23 protein-coding genes and 1 pseudogene are annotated in these 23546 nt (G+C 64.0%); 11 read left to right on the forward strand and 13 right to left on the reverse strand.

The window, feature by feature from the left end; all coding sequences use genetic code 11:
- The first annotated feature begins 5 nt into the window (after positions 1–5).
- From HSR122_RS04820 to HSR122_RS04840, 5 genes are all read left to right on the forward strand, one after another.
- Entirely contained in the window at positions 6–1541 is a 1536-nt protein-coding gene (locus HSR122_RS04820; RefSeq protein WP_229111602.1) for a nickel-dependent hydrogenase large subunit, read from the forward strand.
- The gene (locus tag HSR122_RS04825) at positions 1525–2484 is read left to right on the forward strand and encodes a cytochrome b/b6 domain-containing protein (RefSeq protein ID WP_229111604.1); all 960 of its coding nucleotides are present in this window, start codon (positions 1525–1527) and stop codon (positions 2482–2484) included. The genes HSR122_RS04820 and HSR122_RS04825 overlap by 17 nt, the downstream gene beginning before the upstream one ends.
- Positions 2477–2959, forward strand: a complete 483-nt coding sequence (locus HSR122_RS04830; RefSeq protein ID WP_229111606.1) for a hydrogenase maturation protease — start codon at positions 2477–2479, stop codon at positions 2957–2959. Before HSR122_RS04825 ends, HSR122_RS04830 begins: the two co-directional genes overlap by 8 nt.
- Positions 2956–3120 carry a hypothetical protein gene (locus HSR122_RS04835; RefSeq protein ID WP_229111608.1) on the forward strand — a complete coding sequence of 55 codons (165 nt, stop codon included), beginning with the start codon at positions 2956–2958 and terminating at the stop codon, positions 3118–3120. The genes HSR122_RS04830 and HSR122_RS04835 overlap by 4 nt, the downstream gene beginning before the upstream one ends.
- A gap of 96 nt (positions 3121–3216) precedes the next feature.
- Entirely contained in the window at positions 3217–3453 is a 237-nt protein-coding gene (locus HSR122_RS04840; protein WP_229111610.1) for a hypothetical protein, read from the forward strand.
- Here the strand turns inward: HSR122_RS04840 and hemL are convergent, their stop codons facing one another.
- Positions 3454–4788 (reverse strand): glutamate-1-semialdehyde 2,1-aminomutase, encoded by a 1335-nt coding sequence (gene hemL, locus HSR122_RS04845; protein ID WP_229111612.1) that lies wholly within the window; start codon positions 4786–4788, stop codon positions 3454–3456.
- A gap of 388 nt (positions 4789–5176) precedes the next feature.
- On the opposite strand from hemL, the gene HSR122_RS14895 reads away from it, so the two are divergent.
- Positions 5177–5302, forward strand: coding sequence for a hypothetical protein (locus HSR122_RS14895; protein ID WP_267491222.1), 126 nt, complete (start codon positions 5177–5179; stop codon positions 5300–5302).
- A gap of 34 nt (positions 5303–5336) precedes the next feature.
- Here the strand turns inward: HSR122_RS14895 and HSR122_RS04850 are convergent, their stop codons facing one another.
- Positions 5337–5780 carry an SRPBCC domain-containing protein gene (locus tag HSR122_RS04850; RefSeq protein ID WP_229111614.1) on the reverse strand — a complete coding sequence of 148 codons (444 nt, stop codon included), beginning with the start codon at positions 5778–5780 and terminating at the stop codon, positions 5337–5339.
- Positions 5781–5906: 126 nt separating this feature from the next.
- Here HSR122_RS04850 and HSR122_RS04855 point away from each other — a divergent pair, with 126 nt between their 5' ends.
- Positions 5907–7586 carry a glycoside hydrolase family 13 protein gene (locus HSR122_RS04855; RefSeq protein ID WP_324254651.1) on the forward strand — a complete coding sequence of 560 codons (1680 nt, stop codon included), beginning with the start codon at positions 5907–5909 and terminating at the stop codon, positions 7584–7586.
- Positions 7587–7600: 14 nt separating this feature from the next.
- Here HSR122_RS04855 and gfcR read toward each other — a convergent pair whose 3' ends face one another.
- Complete coding sequence (gene gfcR, locus HSR122_RS04860) at positions 7601–8221, reverse strand: transcriptional regulator GfcR (RefSeq protein WP_229111616.1); 621 nt, start codon at positions 8219–8221, stop codon at positions 7601–7603.
- 108 nt (positions 8222–8329) lie between these two features.
- On the opposite strand from gfcR, the pseudogene HSR122_RS15000 reads away from it, so the two are divergent.
- A pseudogene (locus HSR122_RS15000) lies at positions 8330–8949 on the forward strand (IS6 family transposase).
- Between the two features lie 8 nt (positions 8950–8957).
- Here the strand turns inward: HSR122_RS15000 and HSR122_RS04865 are convergent.
- The 3 genes from HSR122_RS04865 to acs all read right to left on the reverse strand — a co-directional run bounded on the left by HSR122_RS04865 (position 8958) and on the right by acs (position 13354).
- Positions 8958–10013 (reverse strand): glycosyltransferase family 4 protein, encoded by a 1056-nt coding sequence (locus tag HSR122_RS04865; RefSeq protein ID WP_229111618.1) that lies wholly within the window; start codon positions 10011–10013, stop codon positions 8958–8960.
- Positions 10014–10146: 133 nt separating this feature from the next.
- Complete coding sequence (locus tag HSR122_RS04870; RefSeq protein WP_229111619.1) at positions 10147–11208, reverse strand: phosphotransacetylase family protein; 1062 nt, start codon at positions 11206–11208, stop codon at positions 10147–10149.
- Positions 11209–11260: 52 nt separating this feature from the next.
- A complete protein-coding gene (acs, locus tag HSR122_RS04875; protein WP_229111621.1) occupies positions 11261–13354 on the reverse strand; it encodes an acetate--CoA ligase alpha subunit in 2094 nt (697 codons plus the stop codon).
- Between the two features lie 488 nt (positions 13355–13842).
- On the opposite strand from acs, the gene HSR122_RS04880 reads away from it, so the two are divergent.
- The 3 genes from HSR122_RS04880 to corA are packed head-to-tail and all read left to right on the forward strand — an operon-like array spanning position 13843 to position 16847.
- On the forward strand, positions 13843–14313 hold the full coding sequence (locus HSR122_RS04880; protein ID WP_229111623.1) for a DUF7523 family protein: 471 nt from the start codon (positions 13843–13845) through the stop codon (positions 14311–14313).
- A gap of 46 nt (positions 14314–14359) precedes the next feature.
- A complete protein-coding gene (gene cysS / locus HSR122_RS04885; protein ID WP_229111625.1) occupies positions 14360–15844 on the forward strand; it encodes a cysteine--tRNA ligase in 1485 nt (494 codons plus the stop codon).
- A 37-nt stretch (positions 15845–15881) separates the two neighbouring features.
- The gene (gene corA / locus HSR122_RS04890) at positions 15882–16847 is read left to right on the forward strand and encodes a magnesium/cobalt transporter CorA (protein WP_229111626.1); all 966 of its coding nucleotides are present in this window, start codon (positions 15882–15884) and stop codon (positions 16845–16847) included.
- On the opposite strand, the gene HSR122_RS04895 is transcribed toward corA, so the two are convergent.
- The 7 genes from HSR122_RS04895 to secF all read right to left on the reverse strand — a co-directional run bounded on the left by HSR122_RS04895 (position 16844) and on the right by secF (position 23486).
- Entirely contained in the window at positions 16844–18079 is a 1236-nt protein-coding gene (locus tag HSR122_RS04895) for a tripartite tricarboxylate transporter permease (RefSeq protein ID WP_229111627.1), read from the reverse strand. The two genes, corA and HSR122_RS04895, sit on opposite strands and share 4 nt — an antisense overlap.
- A 138-nt stretch (positions 18080–18217) precedes the next feature.
- Positions 18218–18553 carry a 50S ribosomal protein P1 gene (gene rpl12p, locus HSR122_RS04900; protein ID WP_229111628.1) on the reverse strand — a complete coding sequence of 112 codons (336 nt, stop codon included), beginning with the start codon at positions 18551–18553 and terminating at the stop codon, positions 18218–18220.
- Between the two features lie 15 nt (positions 18554–18568).
- On the reverse strand, positions 18569–19612 hold the full coding sequence (locus HSR122_RS04905) for a 50S ribosomal protein L10 (RefSeq protein ID WP_229111629.1): 1044 nt from the start codon (positions 19610–19612) through the stop codon (positions 18569–18571).
- 1 nt (position 19613) lies between these two features.
- On the reverse strand, positions 19614–20252 hold the full coding sequence (locus HSR122_RS04910) for a 50S ribosomal protein L1 (protein WP_229111630.1): 639 nt from the start codon (positions 20250–20252) through the stop codon (positions 19614–19616).
- 268 nt (positions 20253–20520) lie between these two features.
- Positions 20521–20682: a hypothetical protein gene (locus tag HSR122_RS04915; RefSeq protein ID WP_229111632.1), complete on the reverse strand. Its 162-nt coding sequence runs from the start codon at positions 20680–20682 to the stop codon at positions 20521–20523.
- A 33-nt stretch (positions 20683–20715) separates the two neighbouring features.
- Positions 20716–22608: a preprotein translocase subunit SecD gene (locus tag HSR122_RS04920; RefSeq protein WP_229111634.1), complete on the reverse strand. Its 1893-nt coding sequence runs from the start codon at positions 22606–22608 to the stop codon at positions 20716–20718.
- Positions 22605–23486, reverse strand: coding sequence for a protein translocase subunit SecF (secF, locus tag HSR122_RS04925; RefSeq protein ID WP_229111635.1), 882 nt, complete (start codon positions 23484–23486; stop codon positions 22605–22607). The genes HSR122_RS04920 and secF overlap by 4 nt, the downstream gene beginning before the upstream one ends.
- Between the last annotated feature and the right edge of the window lie 60 nt (positions 23487–23546).

Genomic DNA, 23546 nt, shown 5'->3' on the forward strand with positions numbered 1-23546 from the left:
CGACAATGGTAGAAGTGAAAATCGACCCGACGACACGCATCGAAGGCCACCACGGAATGGAGCTGGAAGTAGAGGACGGCCAGATTACGGAGGCCAGAAGCACGATGAAGATGTTCCGGGGAGCCGAGATCATCACCGTCGGCAGATCGCCCCGGGACGCGGCACAGCTCACCGGGAAAGTCTGTGGCGTCTGTTTCATCTGTCACCGGATCGGTTCCTCGCGGGCGACCGAAGACGCGGCGATCAACGCCGGTGCCTTCGACGGGATCCCGGAGCACGCCAAGATCCTCCGGGACGCGGTCGAGGGCATCTTCTTCCTGTGGAACCACGCGATCCACCTGTTCGCGCTGGTCGGCCCCGACTACAGCGATGCAGTCGCCGACACGGGCTTCGAGCGGCTCGACCCGCTCGAAGGCGAGGGGTATCAGGGAGCGCTGGAAAACCAGCGAAAACTCATGCAGGCGCTGGCGGAGTTCGGCGGGCGCGCTCCCCACCCGCTCGCGTTCGTCCCCGGCGGGGTCGCGACGAACCCGGACGTCTCGACGGTACAGACTGTCAAATCCCGTCTCAGGGAGGTCAGCAACTGGCTCGGACCGACCGATGCGGTTCCAGAAGTGCTCGAGAACGTCCAGAACGGGGAGTTCGATCCCGAGCTGGGGGAAGGGCTCCACGACGTCGTTTCGATTCTCGTGGCCGCCGCCAGAGAGGGGGCCGCCGACCTCGGTTCGGGACCGAACCGCTACTACAGCAACGGGCTGTTCAGGGAGCCCGAGTCCGACGAACGGATCTTCAAGCGCGGCGTCTATCGGGACGGATCAGCCGAACTGATGACGAAAGACGAGATCGTCGAGGCCATCTCCGAACACACGGAGTACTCCTACTACACGGACGACTCGGGCGGGCCGCCGACCGAGGCGAAACCGCCGGATCCGGACCCCAACAAAGAGGGGGCCTACTCCTGGGGGAAAGCGCCGAGGTTCGAAGGCCAGACGATGGAGGTCGGACCGCTGGCCAGACTCACGATCTCTGGGTACGATCCGTTCGACCTCCGGGCGAACCTGGGCGGAGGCTCCGACGAGAGCAACACGCTCAACCGCCTCATCGCCCGCGCACAGGAGGTGCTGATCGTCCGTGACCGAGTGCTGGATCTGCTGGACGCGTTCGACCCGAGCGAGCCACTGATGGCCGACTTCCCCGACGATTACACCGGCAAGGGCGTCGGTCTCTGGGAGCCATCCCGGGGAACGCTCTCGCATTACGTTGACGTCGAGAACGGGGAGATCGAACGGTATCAGATCATCACGCCGACGCTGTGGAACATCGGGCCGCGAGACGGCGAGGGCAACCCGTCGATCATCGAGGGGGCCATCGTCGGCGACGAGGTCGCGGACATCGAGAACCCGATCAACGTGATGCGGACGGTCCGCTCGTTCGATCCGTGTCTGGCCTGCTCGGTCCACGTCGATAGCCCGGAGGGATCGTACGAAACCGAACTCAAGCCGGCGTCGCCGGGAGGGATGACCGATGTCGGGGACGACTGACGACGCGAACGAGACGCCCGCCAGCGACGGGACGGGCGTGCTCGCACGGGCCCGGCGACTCGTCAGGCTGGCCCGTGCGGATCTCAAGGAGACCGACGACAGGGTCGCACAGCTTGAGACGGCCGAACGGCGCTCGGTCGAACGGCACTCGCTGGGCAACCGGATCAGCCACTGGGTGCAGGCGATCCTGTTTTTCCTGTTGCTGTGGACCGGCTTCGCCATCTGGACGGGTAACTACGTCCTGCTCGAATCCGGGATCTGGGGGGGCTACTACGTCGCCTTCGGGATTCACATGTGGACGGGCATCCTGATCGCCGCGATCACGTTCGTGGTCTTTCCCTATTACTACGTCTTCGTCGACAAGCACCACCAGTTGCTCGAACTGGCTGACATTCAGGTCGGAACCGCCATCGCCGAGGCGTTCGTCGGCCTGCGGAAGTACCTCCCCTACTACCACGACGCGCGGCGCGCCTACGACGAGGAAGAGGGTGACTGGATCGCACACCATCCGATGCAGAAGACGTTCTTCTGGTGGATCGCCATCTTCATCGGCATCCTCGCGCTGACTGGCTTCGGCATGTATCGGGAGATGACGACCGAGTCGACCTGGTGGATCGACGCGCTCGGGTTCATGGCCGGCTGGCTGGCGCTGGAGACGCTCAAGCAGATCCACCTGCTGTTGGCCTTTATCACCGCAGTGATGGTCATGTTCCACATCTACTTCGCGGTCCTGCCGAGCAACTGGGACGTGCTCAGATCGATGGTCTTCGGTGACGTGAACGCCTTTATCGTTCACAGCGGCCGCGAAGAAGCGGGCAGTGAGGAGCCGTCGTCCGAGGGCGGACCGACGCCGACGGCCGCCGACGGGGGACAGTCCCGGAGCACGGAAGAGGACGAAACGAGCGACGACGCGGCACGCGGTGGTGAACGGACCGATGAGTGAGAGGTCACACGTCGCCGTCGTCGGCGTCGGCAATCCGATCATGGGGGACGACGGCGTCGGCGAGCGCGTCGTCGAGGCGTTTCGTGACGAGGATGGCGTCGTGGCGACTCACGCCGGTACCACGGCGTTTTTCGCGCTGGAGGCGATGAGCGGGGCCGACTACGCGGTCATCGTCGATGCGGTCGCGGTCGAGGGTGCGGATCCCGGAGCGATCCACCGATACCGGTATAACGAGGGGTCGTTTGACGGTTCACCGCCCGAAGTGCTGATGCACGACTTCTCCTTCTCGGAGGCGTTACAGGCGGGGCAAGACCCCTACGACCTTCCGGACGAGATGCTCGTGATCGGCGTCCAGCCAGCCGACACTGGGCCGGGAACGGAGTTGAGCGACGCCGTGGCCGAGCGCGTTCCCGACGTGATCGAGATCGTCCGCGAAACGATCGCGGTGCGTACCCGAACGGAGGTCGAACGGTGAACACCCGCTGGTACTGCACTGATTGCGAGACCGAGATCGATCGCGAGGAGATCGAAGCCCACGAGTCGGAGGGCCATCACGTCCGGGGAGTTCTCAGACCCGAACGCCTGCTCTCGAACGACCCCTGGACGTTCGGAGATGAGGCCGGCGGCGAACGGTAATCGAGGTCGGCGAGAACGGGAGCGACGGTTTGCGTTCTTCCTGCCGCCCGGTGACGATCCCCCAGTATTATTATACGTGATCGTATACCGACCAGCATGGCAGAATTCAGCGACGCACAACTGTTCGAGTCCGACGAGTACAGCCGCGAGCGATCGATCGTTTTCGCGATCGTCCTCGCGACGGCGTTTCTGGCCGTCGTCGCGGGCGTCGCGACGATCATGGCCGAAGCCAATCTGGCCGTTGCGATCGGGCTGCTCGCAGTCGGTGTCGTGCTGCTCGCCGTCGCGGGGGGGATCGGGATCGGGGAACTCGACGCGTATCTCTTCGAGTGATCACAGCACGCGCTTGTAGGCCTCGAGCGCCTGCTCGACGTCCTCGTCGGTGTGGGCGGCAGAGACGAACTGCGATTCGAACTGATTGGGGGTGAGGAAGACCCCCTCCTCTTTCATCGCGGGCCAGAAGAGGCGCTCCCAGCGTTCGGTCTCGGCACGGTCGACGTCCGCGCCGTTCTTCGGGCAGAACTCGTAGCGCGGACAGGTCGGGTCCTGAGTACACCCGCCCTCACAGTGACCCTTGCCGAACTCGCCGTCGCGAGTGAAGATCACCTTGAACATCGAGTCGGTCCCGACGACAGTGTAGGCGGGGGCCTGATCCTCGAGGATGTCGGCGATCCCGGAGCGCAATCGCTCGCCCAGAGCGTTGACGTGGTCGTAGACGTCGTTTTCGGCGACGTACCGGAGCGTCTCGAGACCGGCAGCCATCGTCACGGGGTGACCGGAGAAAGTGCCCGACTGGAAGACGTCTCCGGCGGGCGTGAAGTGCTCGACGATTTCGCTTTTCCCGCCGATCGCGCCGACCGGGAAGCCGCCGCCGACGATCTTACCGAACGTCGTGAGATCAGGGTCGACTCCGAACTTTCCCTGGGCGCACTGCAGGCCGCCAACGCGAAAGCCCGTGATGACTTCGTCGAATATCAGGAGTGCGCCGTACTGGTCGGTCAGGTCCCGGAGCGTCTCGTGGTACCCCTCGATGGGATGGACGATGCCGTGATTGCCCAGTATCGGTTCGGTGAGCACCGCAGCGATATCGTCGCCGTGCTCCTCGAAAACCTCGTGGACGGCGGTTTTGTCGTTGAACGGAACAGTGAGCGTGTGTTCGGCGAAGCTCTCGGGAATGCCCGGGCTGGAGGGGGCGGTGTGCTCGCGTTCGCCCTCGACCAGTGTCGATTCCTGCGCGCCGTGGTAGCTGCCCTCCATGATGACGATTTTGTCACGGCCGGTGTAGCCGCGGGCGAGACGGACGGCGGAGACGGTCGCTTCGGTACCGCTGTTGACGAACCGGACCATCTCGACGCCGGGGACGTGTCGGGTGACGAACTCCGCGAGTTCGACCTCGACTTCGGTGGGCGCGCCGTACATCGGCCCTTCGCTGGCGCGTTGCTGGACGGCGGCCCGGACGGTTTCGGGCAGGTCGTGGCCCAGCAGGAGGGGGCCGTACCCCATCACGAAGTCGATGTAGCGGTTGCCGTCGGCGTCGATCACGTGGCCGCCGTCGCCCTTCTGGACGAAAAACGGATACGGGCGGATCGCCCGGACCGAGGAGTTGACTCCGCCGGGCATGACCGACAGCGCACGGTCGTACAGATCACGCGACTCGTCGTGGTTCATGGTGTGCGTTTCGAACCAGAGTGGAAAGAAGGTGACGACGGCCGACCCGTGAGTGGTTTTATCCGCGAGTTGTCCAGCCGGGAGTCGTGTGATGACGACGGCCGACTCGCGAGCGCGTTCATGCGCGAGTTGTCCAGCCGGGAGTCAGGTGGTGACGACGGCCGACTCGTGAGCGGTTTTATCCGCGAGTCGTCCAGCCGGGAGTCGTGTGATGACGACGGCCGACTCGTGAGCGGTTTTATCCGCGAGTCGTCCAGCCGGGAGTCGTGTGATGACGACGGCCGACTCGTGAGCGGTTTTATCCGCGAGTCGTCCAGCCAGGAGTTATGTGGTGACGACGGCCGGCTCGCGAGCGCGTTCATGCGCGAGTCGTCCAGCCAGGAGTCATATGGTGACGACGGCCGACAGCGGGACCGTCCAGGCGGTGCTGGCCTGCAACTACGACGATCCCGGGACGGATCTGGGGTCGCTCGCGTTGCGGCCATACGAGGCGCGAGTGTATCGGCTAGAATGAGTCTCCGGGGGATGGTCCTTGGGGGCTTGCGGTCCTACGGTGTGACCTCGACGGCTGACCCTCCCTCGACGCGTTCGGCCAGAGCGCGGTTCATCGCCTCGTAATCGCGCCGGAGGCCCCTGGTGAGGATCGGAACGAGGAGTCCGGAGAAGCGCTCGTGGTTGACGAACAGCGTCCGGTCGCCGTCGAGCGCCTGGAGTTCGAACGTGTGCACCCCTCTGAAAAGCCAGCTGCCGCCGACCGTTCCAATCCACTGGAGACGACTGTTATGGACGACGTCAACGATAGACATGGTAATGGAAGCGGCGGGTAGTTTCGTGGTCTCGATGTCGACGTCGACGGTCCCGCCCTCGTGGAGCTCGCCGTCAGCGTTCGTGAACACCGGATTCCACGTTTCGTAGGCGGCGAAATCCGTGAGGACCTCCCAGACGCTCTCGGGCGGCGCATCGATTTCGGTTTCGACTCGGATCTCCTTCATGCTAGATGTACGACCAGAGAGAGCATATACGTGCCCTGTCATTGATGATGATCCTTCGATTGGTTGCGAGAACTTGTCTCGGACGATGTGGTAAACTACAAATGTTGTAAATAACCACAGACAATTATGGGCAGTGAAATCGAAGACACAGCCGGAATCGACCGAACCTGGTGGAAAGAAGCAGTCGTCTACCAGATCTATCCGCGGAGTTTCAAGGATAGTAACGGCGACGGCGTCGGCGACATACCCGGGATCATCGAGAAAGTCGAGTATCTCGACGCGTTGGGGATCGATGTCGTCTGGCTCTGTCCGGTCTACGATTCGCCGAACGCGGACAACGGCTACGACATCCGCGACTACCGGTCGATCATGGACGAGATGGGGACGATGGCCGACTGGGAGCGACTGCTCGCGGCGTTGCACGACCGCGATATCAGGCTCGTGATGGACCTCGTCGTCAACCACACCTCGGATGAACACGAGTGGTTCCGGAAGTCCCGCCGCGGGGAGGACGGCTACGAGGACTACTACCACTGGGTCGAGGGCGACCCAGACCAGCCGCCGAACAACTGGGAGTCGTACTTCGGCGGCCCGGCCTGGAGCTACGACGAGACCCGCGAGGCGTGGTATCTCCATCTCTTCGACGAGAAACAGCCCGACCTGAACTGGCGCAACCCGGACGTCAGGGCGGACGTCTACGAGATGGTCGACTGGTGGCTACAAAACGGTATCGACGGGTTCCGCATGGACGTGATCAACCTGCTCTCGAAGCCGGAAGGCTATCCCGACGGCGAGATCGAAGGATATCCGACCGGACGCGAGCACTTCGTCAACGGTCCCCGGATCCACGAGTACCTGCGCGAACTCTACGAGGAGACGTACGCGAACTACGACGTGATGACCGTCGGTGAGATGGTCGATCTCGACGTCGAGACGGCGAACGCGTATCTCGGGGAGGACGGCGACGGCCTCGACATGGTCTTTCACTTCGATCATACGTTCATCGACTTCGGGCCGGACGGTCGCTGGGACATCGGCGAGTGGTCGGTGTCGGACTTCGAGGAGATCTTCACCGAGTGGCAGACCGGCCTCGATGAAACCAGCTGGGACGGGCTCTACTGGGAGAACCACGATCAGCCGAGGGTCGTATCCCGGTTCGGCGACGACGAGCAGTACCGCTACGAGTCGGCGACGATGCTCGCGACGCTTTTGTTCGGCCTGCGGGGAACGCCGTACGTCTATCAGGGCCAGGAGATCGGAATGACCAACGCCGACTTCGAGTCGCTGGAAGCGGTCCGAGACGTCGACACGCGCCGGCCGATCGAGATCATGCTCGAGGAGGGCGAGATCGACAGTTACCAGCAGATCCGCGACGTCGTCAACTACCGCTCGCGCGATCACGCCCGGACCCCGATGCAGTGGTCCGACGGGGAAAACGCCGGGTTCACTGACGGCGACCCCTGGATCAAGGTCAATGACAACTATACAGAGATCAACGTCGAATCGGCCCGAAGCGCGGACCGGTCTGTCTGGTGGTACTACCGCGAGTTGATCGACCTGCGCGAGGACGAGCAGACGCTGGTCTACGGCGAGTACGATCTGCTCGACGTCCCGGACCCGGTGTACGCGTTCACGCGGACGCTTGGGGACGACGAGTTGCTCGTCGTACTGAACTGGAGCGATCAAGAGCAGTCGTCGTCGCTGTCGATCGAGGACGGGACGCTACTGGTCGGGAACTACAGCGGCATCGAGACGACGCTCGGCGAGACGCTTCGGCCGTACGAAGCCCGCATATATCGGCTCTAGTCGCGATTCGCGTTCTAGTCCCGCATCTGGGCAATATCGATCATCGAGTAGATCGGGACGTCGAGGATCTCCGCTTCGCCGTGTTTGTCGGTGAGTACGACAGCTGCTTCGACGTCGCCGCCCCGATTGCGGATGTGCTCGATCGTCTCGGTCATCGTTTGACCGGTGTCGATGTTGTCGTCGACAACGTAGCAATCCCGGTCGCGGATCGACGCGAAGTTCCGCGAGAACGAACCCGATCCGGCTCCCCCTTCGTCGTTCCACTGGTACTTGCTGGGCAGGTACACGCTGAGGTCGGTGTCCAGCTCCCGACTGATGACCGTCGCCAGCGGACCGCCGGACTTGCCGATCCCGACGGTCAGATCGACCGTGTCGCTCTCGTCGCCCAGCAGGTCCGCCATCGCGATCCCGACGTGAGTCAGGCGATTACTGTCGCGGCCGATCGCACTCCAGTCGACGTGGACGTCCGACGGGCTACTCGCACCGGCTAATTCGTCCGTTCCTTTGCCGCTCTGATCGACGAGCCAGCTCGCGGTTTCCCGGGAGACGTTCAGTTCGTCGGCGATTTCGCCCTTCGAGAGGCCCCGCTCCGTGAGCTCACCCGCACTGTCGATGAGGTCGTCTGTGGACTTCATTCGTCGTCCTGTTCGGTCGCCGGGAATAAAACCACCTGTGGTCTCGATCCGCCGTCGACCGTCCACCATCCCCGAACGTTTTAACAACAAATTATAAATATACAATTAATGAAGCGCATTATATATTTGTCGTTTGTGGAGCGCTGGCGGACTCCTGGGTGGGAGATCCAAGTAGGCATCCCCTGTCATTTGCGGCTGGGAGTACAACGGGGTCACGTGGCGATCCATAAGTAGGTTCACAAGGTCGATCTGCAACCGATTTCGGCGGTCACTGCGGATCAACTCGCCGTTGACGAGACGATGATGCGCCTGCACGGTCAAGAATACTGGCTGCAGGGCGCTGTCGATTTCCAGACGAACGAAATCCTCCACGCCAGTCTGTTTCCGACAGCGACGAAACAGACGACGCAGTGGTTTCTGGACGGGCCTCACCGTCGTTATCAGCTCGATGATGTCGTGTTTCTCGTCGAGGATCCCCATTACAGTGATAGCGAGGCGAAAGCCCAGCCGGTTAGGTGGGAGGAGGTCAACTCGGTCCAGTACTGGCCGAAGATAGATACCGGGCTCACATACGTCCACATGGAAATCGGAATGCAATCGAGCGTGTCTTTCGAGAGGGAGAACGGCGAACATCATCGGTTGCAAATAGTTTCAGCCATGTCGAGCTCAAGGCAGGTGCAGACTGGCTCGGAGCCTTCGCTGTCTACCACAACTCACGTCAAACGTAACGCGATGGCTATGATTCCTCGAGAATTTCCAGGTAGAACGCCTCGTGGTCGTCGGCGACGTCCCCCCAGGTGCGTTTCTCGTAGTCGACCGGGGCGTCCATCGCGAGCCCGCGCTGGATGCCGCTCGCGACCGCTCGCGAATCGGGCGTCACCTGCACGAGCACGTCGTCCGGCAGAATCTCGGCCGCGCCACAATCGGTCGTGACGACGCGCGTCCCGACCGACAGCGCCTCAACGATCGTGATCCCGAACGGCTCCGCCCGCGATGGCGAGACGAACAGGTCGGCGCTGGCGTAGTAGTCGGCCAGTTCCTCCTCGGGGACGTACCCGACGAACTCGACCTGCTCGTCGATCTCCAGCGCCTCCGCGAAGCGCTTCAGCTGGTCGGTCAGGTGTCCGGTCCCGCCGACCACGAGCGTGATGTCATCGCGGCTGAGTCGCTCGACCGCCGCAAGCAGGTACGACAGGCCCTTCTGGTGGGTGTGACGGCCGACGAAAAACAGCATCTCGCCGTCGATGTCCAGCTCCGCCTTGACGTCCCGGCCGGACGGGGTCACCGACGGGAAGCCGTTGTGGATGACGCGCGCGTCGCCGCCGTGGTGGTCGGCGATCCGCTCGCGGGTGACGTTGCTCACCGTGAGCAGGTAGTCGGCCTCGTCGACGATCCGCTGTTCGGCGTCGAGTTCCTGGCGCGGCGGATCGAGGTTGCGTTCGACCGACAGCGAGTGGAACGTCGTGATCCAGGGAATGTCGTGAGCTTTTCTGGCCGCGGCCCCGGGTCGATAGCCAAACCAGTCGTTGGTGTGAACGGCGTCGGCCTCATCGGCCAGCCGAACGAACTCGTCTTCCATCCGATTGACCCGCGTGATGAGATCGCCCGTCCCCGTCTCGATGCCGTGGATGTTCTCTCGGTCGCCGGGGTCGAACTCCGCCGGCAGTGCCAGTTGCATGTCGATGGTGTCGCGACGCTCGAACACCTCGAACAGTTCGGCGATCGCCGTGTCCAGTCCGCCGGTGATCTTCGGTGGGAATCCCCAGCCGAGGTGCAGGACAGTCGGTGCCATGTCGTCGTCACCGCCTCACCACGGTAAATGTGATGTACATATGACTACCGTGGACGGGGGAGTGGTTAAGACTAGCGGCGAGTGCAACGATCGCCCGAAAAAACAACGTGGTGACGCGTGGATCGGTCAGCGGCTACTCCTTAAGGAGCACGTCGACGTCGGCGTGGTCTTCGAGCAGCTGTCCCATCCGTTCGACGGTCTCCGGATCGCGGGTGGGACCGCTTTGCAGGACGTCCTCAGCGCGGTCGATCGCCATCCGGGTGTCGGACTGCAACAGCAGTACCGGGACACCGCGCTTCTCGGCCTCGCCGAGGACCGCACCCGTCGGCCGGAAGCCGCCACCGAGGATGATGCACTTGATCCCGGACGCCTGAAGCGCCGCAGTGACAATCTCCGAGCGGTCGCCGCCGGTGATCATCGCGGCGTTCTGCGTGCGGCGGAACTGGGTGAGCGCGCCTTCCGCGGACATCGCCCCGACGGTGATCCGCTCGATGAACACGTCCGTCGAGACGTCGGTCGTCAGCACTTCGGCACCGAGACGATCGGCGAGTTCACCGACGGTCATGCCCGCAAGTTCCTGGACGCGAGGGATGACACCCAGGACGTCGATCCCGCGGTTCTCCAGGAACGGTGCGACGTCGGTCGTCAGCTGGTCGAGTTGGCTGTCCGGGACGGCGTTGAACAGCACGCCGGCGAAGTCATCCCCGATCTGCTCGGCGGCCGAGATAATCTCGTCGACGTCGCCCGCCTCGTCGTACCGGGACAGCAGGACGACCTTCGCGCCGATCATCTCGGCGATATCTGAATCGGTGAGGTCGACGATCCCGCCGGTCGAGAGCCGGTCGGTCCCCTCGACGACCATCAGATCGCGTTCGTCGGCCTGTTTTTCGTAGTTCTCAAGGATCCGTTCACGAAGCTCGGCGGGCTGTTCGCGCCCGCGGATGGCCTCTTCGATGAACGTCGGCGTGTAGACGATGGGTTCGAGTTCGTGCATCTCGGCGTCGAGATCCAGCAGCTCCCGCGCGAGCATCGGGTCCTCGTCGCGGGTCTTGCCGGTCGCGCTCTGCAGGCGCGTGCCCTTGGGTTTCATGTAGCCGACGCTGTGGCCCGCTGCCTTGGCCAGCTGAGCGATACCGAGGCTGACGGCCGTCTTGCCGGTCGCCGCTTCCGTGGAGGTGACAACTATTGGGTCCATAGTGTAAATCCTGTGTGGGAATCGTTATAGTTCTTCGTCTACCTGTAACTCGTTATAGTTCTTCGTGATCGATCGTCGCGCGAATGTCGACAGCCTCGACGCCGTCGGGAGTTGCAACCAGCGGGTTGATGTCCAGCTCCAGTATTTGTGGGAAGTCTGTCACAAGTTGGGAGATGCGCTGGATCGTCTCGACGACGCCGTCTTCGTCGACGGGGTCGCGGCCGCGGGCCCCGCGAAGCAGCGGTGCGGAGTCGATCTCGTCGATCATCTCGCTGGCCTCGCCCTCGCTGACGGGTGCGACGCGGAAGGTCGCGTCCTCCAGCACCTCGACGAAGATCCCGCCGAGGCCGAACATCACGAGCGGCCCGAACTGCGGGTCGCGGTTCATGCCGACGATCGTCTCCGTCCCGGCGTCGAGATCGGCCATCTCCTGGACCTGCACGCCGAGGATGTTGGCGTCGGGCTGGTAGTTGCGCGCCCGGCTGATGATGTCGTCGTACGTGGAGGCGACCTCCTCGACGGGGACGTTGACCTCGACGCCGCCGATGTCGGACTTGTGGAGGATGTCCGGGCTGACGATCTTCATCACGACGTTGCCCTCGATCTCCTTCGCGGCGTCGACGGCGGCCTGCTTGTCCGAGACGATCGCGCCGTCGGGCGTGGGAATCCCGTAGGCGTCCAGCAGATCCATCGCCTCGATGCCGAGTTTGTTGGTCTCGCGCTCTTTGGTCCGTTCGAGGATCTCGCGGGCACGCTCGCGGTCGACGTCGAAGTCCGTCGCCACGTCGTAGTCGGTCGTCTTGATCTCGCTGTACTCCCGCAGTGCGTCGAGGCTCTTGACGCCGCGGGCGGGATCGAAGTACGTCGGGACGCCGACCTCGTCGATGATGTCCTTGGCGTTGCGCGCGGTCTCGCCGCCCATCAGGCTAGCGGCGATCGGGGCATCGTACTCCTGCTGTTTTTCGGCGATGACCTCCGCGAGGTCGCGGAAGTCGATCGTCTGTGGCGAGGCGACGACGATCGCCGAGCCGACGTTCGGGTCCTCGAGCACGATATCAAGCGCCTGCTCGTATCGGTCGGCCGGCGCGTCACCGAGCACGTCGACCGGGTTGAAGATGTTGGCTTCCTCGGGCATCGATTCCTCGAGTGCCTCGAGGGTCTCGTCGGCGAACGACGCCATCTGCAGCCCCGAGTCGCCGACCGCGTCGGTCGACATCACGCCCGGGCCGCCCGCGTTGGTCACGATGGCGATCTCGTCGTTGTCGGGCAGGGGCTGCCCCTCCAGGATCGAGGCGTAGTCGAACAGTTCCTGGACGCTCTCGGCCCGGATCACGCCGGCCTGCTTGAGACCCGCCTCGTAGGCGCGTTCGCTGCCTGCGATCGCGCCCGTGTGCGAGGAGGCGGCCGACGCGCCGGCCTCGGTGCGGCCTGACTTGACGACGACGATCGGCGTCTCCTTGGTCACCTCGCGGGCGGAGTCGATGAACTCCCGACCGTTCTCGATGTCCTCCAGATAGCCGAGGATCACGTCGGTGCTGGGGTCGTCGCCCCAGTGCTCGATGAAGTCGACCTCGTCGAGGACAGCCTTGTTACCCAGCGAAACGACGTCGTTGAACCCGATGTTGTGGTCGCTCGACCAGTCGAGAACGGCAGAGATAAACGCGCCCGACTGGCTCATGAAAGAGATCGAGCCCTCGAGCGCGGACTTGGTCGTGAACGTGGCGTTCATTCCGATCGACGTCGAGATGACGCCCAGACAGTTCGGACCGACGAGATTGATCCCGTACTCCTCAGCGATCTCCCGCATCTCCTGCTCGCGGGCCGCCCCTTCGCTCCCGGACTCGCCGAACCCTGCGGTGATCACGGCGATATCCCTGACACCGGCCTCGCCCGCTTCCTCCAGCACCGTATTGACGATCTGTGGCGGAACGACAACCACGGCGAAATCGACGCCGTCGACGTCGGTGATGCTCTCATGCGCTTCGAGCCCGAACACCTCGTCGGCGTTCGGGTTGATCGGGACGACGTCTCCTTCGTACCCATCTAGAAGGTTCTCCATGACGGAGCGCCCGACGGCCCCTTCGCTCTCCGTCGCACCGATCACGGCCACACGTTCCGGTGAGAACAGCGTTTCTAGGTTGCCCATCGTATCATCGAAGGTTGGAGGGGCCCCCGGAAATACTTACCTCATTGGCGCTCCGAATGACAACCAACAGCAAACACGTGTCAACCGCCCAATAATGCTTCTATCTCCCGATTTAGGCGGTTTGATCGGCATACCTGATAGTGTATCACACACCCCCCTTCGTGACTCTGACATTTTCCCTGGTTCCATACGACAGCTGTACAATCGTTGATATTCCCCCCTCAGTGAACAGTAGTCGTCGATGCAGATTCCAGCGAGCCCGGTGAGGACGAAATCAGTGAAAGTCGCCGCGAGGCAGTCATTCGAATAGCAAGTCAACTGGAGAGCGACAGGCGAGACGATTGCTACTGGCGGGACCAAGCCGCCGTTACAGCGGTCCCGGCACGGGATAGGGGTATCATGCTGCTCGAGACCTCCCGTCTTTCCGGCTGATCGCATTCCGAACGACAATGAGAAAACGTTTTGACCGGGCAGCGGAATCAGCGGCTATGTCACTCGCTGCGGACACCCGCGATGCGGTTCGATCGCACCCGTTCGTCTACGAGGGGTTGCGTGCGGGGATTCTCAACTACTCCGCCGCGGCCCGGTTCCTGGACATCGGCGAGACCGAGGCCGTCGCGGCGGCACTGCGGCGCTACGCCGAGGAACTGCCCGAACGCGACAGCGACGAACGCGAGCTCCGGGTGACGATGCACAGCGGCGTCGGTCCCGCCGAGGACAGCGACGAGCCGCTGCTCGTGGTGGGCGAGACGGCACTCGCGGCCGACGACGGGGACGCGACGGCCGTCGTTGCGACCGGCGATGTCGGTCCCGACTTCCTCCGGACGGTGCTGGGCCAGTGTGCGGCCGCCGGGATCTCGGTCGAAGCCGCGGCGGTGGGGCCTGACGCACTCGTGGTCGTCGTCGGTCGCCGGGACGGGCCGGACGCGGTGCGGCTGATCGAGCGAAGCGAGGCGTGATAGCGACTCCGACGGATTGAAACGCTGGCTCGCGTAGTGACGGGCAATGACGCTGCGCGTGACGAACACGCTGACCGGCGAGCGCGAGGAGTTCGAACCCGAGGATCCCGACGCCGTCCGGTTGTACTACTGCGGACTGACGGTCTCGGACCCGCCGCATCTGGGTCACGCCCGCGGGTGGGTCCACGTCGACGTGATGGACCGGTGGCTCTCCTGGCTTGGCTATACCGTCCACCACGTCGAGAACTTCACCGATATCAACGAGAAGATCGTCGCCCGCGTCGGCGAGGACGGCGACAGCGAGGCCGCGGTTGCCGACCACTACATCGAGGAAGTCATCCGAGCGATGCGAGACCTCAACCTCCGGCGAGCGGAAGTCTACCCCCGCGTCTCCGAGCACGTCCCCGAGATCGTCGATCTGGTCGAGACGCTGATCGAGAAGGGCTACGCTTACGAGTCGAACGGCTCGGTCTACTTCGACGTGACCGCCTTCGAGGCGTACGGCAAGCTCTCGAATCAGGACGTCGACGAACTGCAAGCGCAGGGCGACGAGGCCGAACAGGCCGAGAAGCGCAACCCTGCGGACTTCGCGCTCTGGAAAGCCGACGGCGTCGAACCAGCAGAGATCGCCGACCACCAGCACCCCGAGGCCGCGCCCGCCGAACAGGCCTGCGAAACCGCCGAGACCTGGGACTCCCCGTGGGGCGAGGGCCGTCCAGGCTGGCACATCGAGTGCTCGGTGATGAGCATGACCCACCTCGAGGAGACGCTGGACATCCACGTCGGCGGGCAGGACCTGGTCTTTCCCCACCACGAGAACGAGATCGCCCAGAGCGAGGCCGCGACCGGCCAGACGTTCGCCAACTACTGGCTGCACGTCGGCCTGCTCGAGACCAGCGACGAGAAGATGTCCTCCTCGCTGGGCAACTTCGCGACCGTCGAGGAGGCCATCGAGGCGTACGGCGTCGACGTGGTCCGGACCTTCCTGCTGTCGACGGCCTATCACAGTCGCGCGACCTACAGCGAGGAGACGATATCGGAGGCACAGGACCGATTCGAGCGCCTCGAGCGCGGCTACGAACGGGCCGTCGAGGCCTGCGACAGCGTCGACGCCCGGACGAAAGTCGAAGCCGAGGAGTTGCGCGAGGCGGTCGAGACGGCCCGCGAGGAGTTCGAGGCCGCGATGAACGACGACTTCAACACCCGCGCGGCGATGGCCGCGCTGTTAGATCTCGTCGGCGCGGTCAACGCCCACGTCGACGACTACGAGGAATACGACTACCGCGGGCTTCGGCGGGCGATCGAGACCCTCGAGGAGTTCGCCGGCGGCGTCTTCGGCCTGTCGCTCGGCGGGACCGACGGCGGCGACGTCGAACTCGCCGAGGACGTGATCGATCTCGTCCTGGACATTCGCGAACGGGAGCGGGCGGCCGGCAACTACGAGCGGGCCGACGAGTTGCGGGACGAACTGGAAGCGCTGGGCGTCGAAGTCCAGGACACCGACGACGGGCCAGTCGCGCGAATCGAGTAGGCCATAGGCTTTTTTCACTCGGCGTCGATCCACGGATATGATCGAATCCCTCGTCTACCGCGGCGGTGCCGTCGAGTCTTACGACGATCTCGCGCGGGCGAAAGCCGCCGAGGGGACGACGTGGGTTCACGCGACGGAGGTCACTGACGACGAGCGCGAACGCGTGCGTGAGATATTTAGCCTGCACCCGCTCGCGATCGACGATATCACCGGCAACGTCCGTGCCAAGACCGAGGAGTTCGCAGACTACGTGTTCGTCCTGCTGAAGACTGCTCGACTCACCCGGGGGCAAACCTCTTTCGAGGAGGAGATCACCGACGATCCAGTGGGGATCTTCTTCGGGAGTGACTGGGTGGTGACGCTGACTCCCGGTTCGGCCGAGGAGATCGGTCGCGTGCGTGCGGCCGTCGAATCCCGGGACGAGCGGCTGCTGGAGCGGGGCTCGGACTTCACGGCCTACCGGATCATCGACGCGATGATCGATCGGTATTTCGACCTGCTGGACAGCATCGAGACGAAGATCGAGTCCATCGAGGACGAGGTCGTCGCCTCGACCGACATCGATCTGCTCGAAGAGATCAACAGCGTCCGGCGGGAGCTGCTCTCCTTTCGCAAGCTCCTGTGGCCGGCCAGGGAAGCCGTCGGGACGCTCGCCAGGGGCGATCCCAAGCTCATCGCCGCGGAGACCGAGAAGTACTACCGGGACGTCTACGACCACCTCGTCCAGCTGGTCGATCTAACCGAGACCTACCGCGACCTAATCGCCGGGACGCGGGACATCTACCTCAACACGCTCTCCCAATCGACCAACGAGGTGATGAAAGTCCTGACGGTGGTGGCGACGATTTTCATCCCGCTGACCTTCGTCGCCGGGATCTACGGGATGAACTTCGAGTGGATGCCCGAGCTGGGCTGGCGGTGGGGATACCCGGTCGTGCTGGGGCTGATGACCGCTATCGCCGCCGGTATGGGCTGGTTCTTCCGCCGTCGGGGGTACATCTAGAGGATCAGCGGACCGAGCAACACTCCCATCAGCGAGACGCGGCGAGCACCGACCCGCGGGGGAAGCAGACCGACTGCCGTCGCCGCCAGAAAGATACCCAGCCCGACGACGCCGCTCAGAAGCCAGAGCAACACGACCAGCAGGGCAAGGACGCCGACCGACAGCCGCGTGTTGTCGAGTCGACCGACGACCCGGAGATACCGATCGCCGACGAGGATCACAAGCGTGAATCCCGCGAGCGACGCGATCGCGATCGCGAGCAGCCACAGCGCCAGCGACTGCGGCGCGTTGACCGAGTCGACGGCGACGACGACGCCCGTGCGAGTCGAACCGAAGGTGACGAACGCCACGAGCGCGAAAATCGCCGTCGCCGTGTTGACGCCGCTGGTCGCGACGACGAACTCGCGTGCGCCCCGGGCACGTGGCATCGCGAGCAGGACCATCGTCGCCGCGATCGCACTGGAGACGCCAGGCAAGAAGCCGACGACTGCCCCCGCCAGCGTCCCCATCGCGGCCAGGCCGACGACCAGCCAGCGAGTCGTCAGCACGACCGGTTCGTCCTGCGGCGGAACGCCCGCGCCGCCGATTGAGTCCAGCAGGATCGGCGCGCCGAACAGCCCGGCGAACAGCGGCGCGAGCGTGTTCCCGACGGGGACGACGCCGCCGACCGGCAGATCGAGGGCGGCGAACCCGAGAGCCGCGCTCGCCGCGAAAGCCAGAGCCGCGCCGATCCGCGCCGCCCGGTCCGGTTCGGACATGATCAGCACGGCGACGACGGCCGTGAGCACGACCGACAGGTGCGCTTCGAGCCACGGCATCCCGGCGCGCATCCCCTTCGTGAGCGGGATCGCGAGCGGGACGGCCGCGAGGACGGCCAGTCCGCTACCCAGTGCTGACAGCCGTAACGCTTCGCGACCCCGCCCCTCGAGGACGAGCCGATGACCCGGCAAGGCGGTCGCGGCCATCGCGGGATCGGGTACGCCCAGCGCCAGCGACGGCACGATGTCCAGAAAGGTGTGGACGACGCCTGCCGCGAGCATCGCGGCCGCGACGTACTGGGGCGGTCCCGGGACGGCCGAGGCCAGCGAGGCGAGCAACAGCGCGAACGTGTTGGCGTGCAGGCCGGGCGTGAGCCCGCTGATCGTCCCGAGACAGATCCCGCTTGCGACGTAGGCGAGTACCAGCGCGGTCGCGAGCGGATCGACCACGAACCGGATGCCCGCAGCTTCCATCGGGCCACGCTTCCTGCGGGTTCGTTGATAAACGTGTGGGCGGGCGCGACAGCCTGACGATTCTGCGAAAATGCAACGGTTGACAGCCGCGCGGCTACGCGGTCGACGTCGAAAGAAACGAACGATAGTGTCGCGAGATTAGCCGAAGAGTTCGCCGAGGCCCTCGCCGCTGGCCTCTTCGTCCTCGTCGTCGTCCTCGTCTTCGTCGGCGGCCTCTTCCTCCTCTTCGGCCTCGTCGTCGCCTTCGTCGGCAGCTTCGGTCTCGTCGGTCGTCGTGGCACCGCCCGTCGCGGGGACGGCGGCGGCCTGCTCGACGGCCTCGTCGATGTCGACGTCCTCGAGCGCGGCGATGAGCGCTTTGACGCGGGACTCCTCGACGTCGACGCCCGCGGCCTCGAGGACGTCCGTGAGGTTCGCTTCGTTGATCTCTTCGCCCGATTCGTTCAGGATGAGTGCTGCGTATACGTATTCCATTGTTGTCACCTTGTGTTAGAACATGTCTCCGAGCGCTGCGCCGGCGTCGCCGTCGTCGTCTTCTTCATCTTCGTCGGCGGCCTCGTCGGCCTCCTGTTCGTCGTCGCCGGCGGCCTCGGATTCGTCGTCGCTCTGTTCGTCGCTCGATTCGGCTTCCGGCTGTTCGAGGTCACGCAGTTCCTCGGGCAGGGCCTCTTGATCGTCGATCTGCGCGGCGAGCGCGCGGACCTGACCGTCTGCCTTGCTGAGGAGGTCCGGCATGACGTCCTCGTTCTCGATGGAGGCGTGGATCGCGAGGTTCTTGGCCTCGCCGCTGGCCTTGCCGAGCTGTGCCGGCAGGGTCTGAGCGGTCGGGAACGAGGCGTTGATCGCCAGGTTCCGTGCGCGTCCGACGGCGGCCTCGACGTCCGAGCGGTACTCGTCGGTGTCGAGTTCGAGGTCCTCGGGCTCGAAGAGCACGCCCTCCGCGTAGACGGCGCGCAGGTCCAGCCCGACTTCCTTGGGCTCGATGCCCAGCTCGGAAAGGACGTTCGAGAGGTCCGCGGAGACTTCCTCGCCCGCCTCCAGTACCGTGCTGTCCTCGAGCACCTGGATCGAGCCTTCCTGGATCCGGGCGTTCGCGCCGACGCTCTGGAGTTCGCCGACGAACGGTCCCGGATCGATGCCCGTGTCACCCTCGGGGATGACGATGTCGTTGGGCGCGACCTCGCCCGCGTTGATCGGAGCGGAGGTCTTGGAGGCTTCCAGCTGCTTGTACAGCCCGAAGGGGTTGTCGTTCGTGCCGATGAGTCCGACGTGACCCGAGATGTACCCGGTCAGTTGCTCGAAGCCCTCGTCAACCGCTTCCAGGGCGCGGACCAGCAGCGTGTTGCGGCTGACGCGCAGTTCGGCCGTGCCATAGAGGTCACGGCGCATGTCCTGGAGTTGCTGGCTCGGGATGCCGGTCAGGTCGACGATGCCGACGCTGTCGTAGGACTCGAGCGTGGCGACGAGATCGTCGATCTCCTCGCGCTTCCACTCGGGGATGTGTTCGGTCTTGCGCTGGGACTCGGCGCTCATGTTAGGCCACCTCCACGGCCGGTCCCATCGTCGTCTTCACGAACACCGAATCCACGTTCAGCGGCCCCTTCTCGAGGTTGGCGTGGAGTCGGCGCAGGATGACGTCGATGTTGTCGGCGATCTCCTCGGCGGACATGTCCTCGGCACCCACGCGGGTGTGGAAGGTCCGCCGCTCGCCGCTGCGAAGCTGGACCGTGTTCTTCATTCGGTTGACGGTCTCGACGACGTCGTCGTCCGGCTGGAGCGGTTCGGGCATCTTCCCGCGTGGCCCGAGGATCGTCCCGAGGTATCGACCGATGTCCTGCATCATGGACGCTTCCGCGATGAAGAAATCGGTCTCCTCGGCGAGATCCTTGGCCTGATCGTCGTCGTCACCCAGGTCTTCGAGATCGTCGCTGTCGAGGACGTCGTCGGCGACATCTTCGGCCCGGATGGCCGTTTCGCCTTCGGCGAAGACGACGATCTTCGTTTCCTGGCCGGTCCCTTCCGGCAGGACGACACCTTCGTCGACACGGTTCGATGGATCGTTGAGGTCAAGATCGCGCAAGTTGATCGCGAGGTCCACCGTCTCCCGGAAGTTCCGGTCAGGTGCCTCCTCGAGTGCGCGAGAGACTGCGTTCTCTATTTCCTGATCTGCCATTGTTCACCTCCGTAGTACGCCAGATGGCTTCTACGGGTCAGTGAAACAGGCGGATGCCTGTCTCGTACGGTCAGAGGCCGATGCGAAACTTAAAGCCGTCGAACGGGAGACGCGAGTGTAACGAGCGTCTCCATGTGAGCGAACGGGGAACGAACGTGACCCGTGAGAAGGCGAGGCCTGAACTGTGTGAGGGCCTCGAACAAGTGAGCGGGGAGCGGTAGCGACCCGTGAGCGGCGCGCGGACGACCCGCGCGCAGGGCAGCGCCGCTCACTCGTCTCCGACGAAGACGGTTTTCAGGCGGTTGCCGCAGTTCGGACAACAGAGCATCTGCCACTTGTCGGGATCGAGGTCGGCCATCGTCTCCCTTCGGATGGCGTCCTCGCGTGCAACCGACTGCTCGCAGGTGTCACAGTACAGGTCCTCGCTCATACGCGAACCAATGGAGCGGGAGGTGAAAAGTCGTTACTGCTGGTCCTCGCTCAACACGAGGTTGCGCAGGATGTCACCGTAGGCCGGACGGGTGACGAGCACGCCGATGAGCACGCCGACGATGGTGACGACGGCGAACCCGAACAGGTCGCCGACCGACAGGAAGGTCAGCGGGCTCATGGCAATGATCGTCGTCACCGCCGCCGCCCCGATAACCCAGAAGGCCTTCCGGAAGCGGTTCTGGAAGACCCGTCCCGTGGCGACTTCGCCCTGTTGGAGAATCTCGTCGGCGATGATGATCAGGTCGTCGACCCCGGTTCCGATCACGGCGATCAGCCCGGCGATGTGTGACAGGTCGAGCGCGAGTCCGGTGACGGCCGCGAACCCGAGCAGGATGAACACCTCCGCGATCGCGGTGAAGATCATCGGGACTGCGACCCGGACCTTGTTGTACCGGAGGAAGACCATCCCGGCGACGCCGAACCAGGCGAACAGGCCAGTGATCAGCGACAGCGACTTGAACTCCTGGGCGAGGCTGGGCTGGATGTAGGAGACGTCACCCTCTGAAATATCGAGGTTCGTCGGCAGCGACCCGACCTCGAGACTGATCTTGATCTCCTGGGCCTCGTCGGCATTCGACGCGCCGATCGTGAACGTCGGGCTCTCCGTGGCCCAGTTGTCGTTGGTACCTAACTCGGCACCGAGGTCCCCGCCCATCCCGTTTGCCCGGACCAATTCGCCGTCGAGGGTCGTCAAGAGACAGTAGCTCCCGGGCTGGTCAGCGCCGGGACCGCCCGTCAGATCACAGTTCCCGATCCCGGACGGGCTCGTGAACCCGAGCTCTTGCATCTGCTGCTGGAAGTTCTGCGCACCCTCTTCTGTGAGTGTGACGGGGGCTTCCCAGCCAGAGACTTCCCCGCCGGGACCGGTTCGCTGGCCGATCTGCCCCGTGCTGGCGATGTCTTCGCCGGTGATGACCGTGGTGTTCGTCGTCGAATTGGCCCCCGGCTCACGAACCGCTGCCTCGATGCGAACGACGCCACGGTCGGTCACGATGTCCCGGACCTGGTCGATCTCTGCGTTGGGGACTTCCACGACGACGAGCCCGTCACCGACAGTCGTCACCGTGCCGCCGGACAGTCCCGTCCGGTCGATCTTGCTCTGGAGGATGTTGACGACGTTCTCCCGGGTGTCCTCAGTCACGCCGTCGTTGACGTCGTCTTGAGTCGCGTTGAACCCCGACGCCTGAAGCGCACTCACGAACTCCTCGTCCGTGACGTTCGTGTCGAAGACCTCAACGGCCCCCTGACGGACGCGAACGTCGATGGGTTCGACGTCGAGTTGATCGGCGAGCTGGCGGTTGAGTTCAGATGACTGGTTCCGGTCGAAGTCCAGATCGCTCACGTACATGCCAGCCAGCGGTGCGCGGATGCGCGTCCCGCCGGAGAGGTCGAACCCGTACTGAAGATTCGTCGGCCCGGTGTCGGCCGGGCGTTCAAACGCGAGCGTCACGGTCGAGTTTTCGGCCCGGAGCGTCGTCTCGCCGCTGATCGAGATCGACTGTTCGGTCGCCGTGATATCGCTCGTGTTCTCCGGCGTGACGACCGTCCCGCCGGTGACCGTCAGCGATCCGTTGACGACTCGTGCCGAGGAGTCCGTCCGCTCCGATATCTCGCCGTTGACTTCGATCTCGGCGTCGGAAGCGACGATCGTGTCCGTCGACTCGTTGGTCGTCTCGACGGTCGTATTGTCGAAGTCGATCGAACTCCGTTCGAGAGTGAGCTGCTGGTCGTCGCCTTCGAGCTGGGCGTACTCCGTCTGTGTCCCGGGATCGCTCTGGGCGATCGGCCCGATGAGCGCGAGCGCGCTGGCCAGCAGGAAGACCACTAACATTACAATCCGCCAGTTTTCGCGGAGGGAGATCATCGTGCCACCCCCTCGAACTTGTACCATCGAAGGAGACTGAGGTTCAACATGTACGTATTCATCAGGTCGGCGGTCAGCCCGAACACGAGGATAAGCCCGATATCGGGCAACAGCGGGATCGCAAGGATCGTCGCGACGATAGTCATGACGGTCATCGCTGCGATCGACGTGAGCGTCATCGTTACACCGGTCCGCATCGCGTTGTAGGTCGACTCGTAGAAGCTCCCGCGCCGCCGCAAAATGTGGTTGTTCAGCAGGATGTCCGAGTCGACCGAGTACCCGATCAGCATCAGTAGGGCGGCGACCGTCCCCAGCGAGAGATTGATTTCGACCAGCCCGGTCAGCGCGAGGATGTCCATGATCGCGAGCGGGATCACGATGTCCGAGAACGCGGAAATGACGACCGCGATCGACGGCACGAACGTCCGAAAGAGGAGAAACACGAACACGCTCATGCCGGCGAACGCGAGCAGCAACCCCAGCAGGGCGTTCTGCTGGTTCGTCGACCCGAACGCTGCCGAGCGAGTATCAGTCCGAATCGGGTCGAATCCGGCCGCTTCAGCGGTTGATCTGAGAGCATCCGAACTCCCTGTGCCCTGTTCCAGGAACGTCACGATGAACTCGTCGCTCCCCTGGACGGGCCGGATCGAATCGATCGGCGCATCGAACGCCTCACGGATCCCCGACTCGGTCGCGTTCGCGATTCGCATTTCCGTCCCGCCGGTGAAATCGAACCCGAGCGGGACGGGTGTCTTGTGTATATACCAGTAGATCGCAATCACCAGCAGCGAAACCCCCAGAACAGCCAGTGGAGGCCCGGCGAGCTGGCGGTTTGAGTACCGGTCGTAGTCAATCTCCGGTACGTCGAACTCGACCATGGACGTGGGTGTGAGACGGCCGTGAATAAGTTTTCCTAAGTCCGTCTACTCACTTCGTGG

Source organism: Halapricum desulfuricans (genome assembly GCF_017094525.1).
GTDB classification, from domain to species: Archaea; Halobacteriota; Halobacteria; order Halobacteriales; family Haloarculaceae; genus Halapricum; species Halapricum desulfuricans.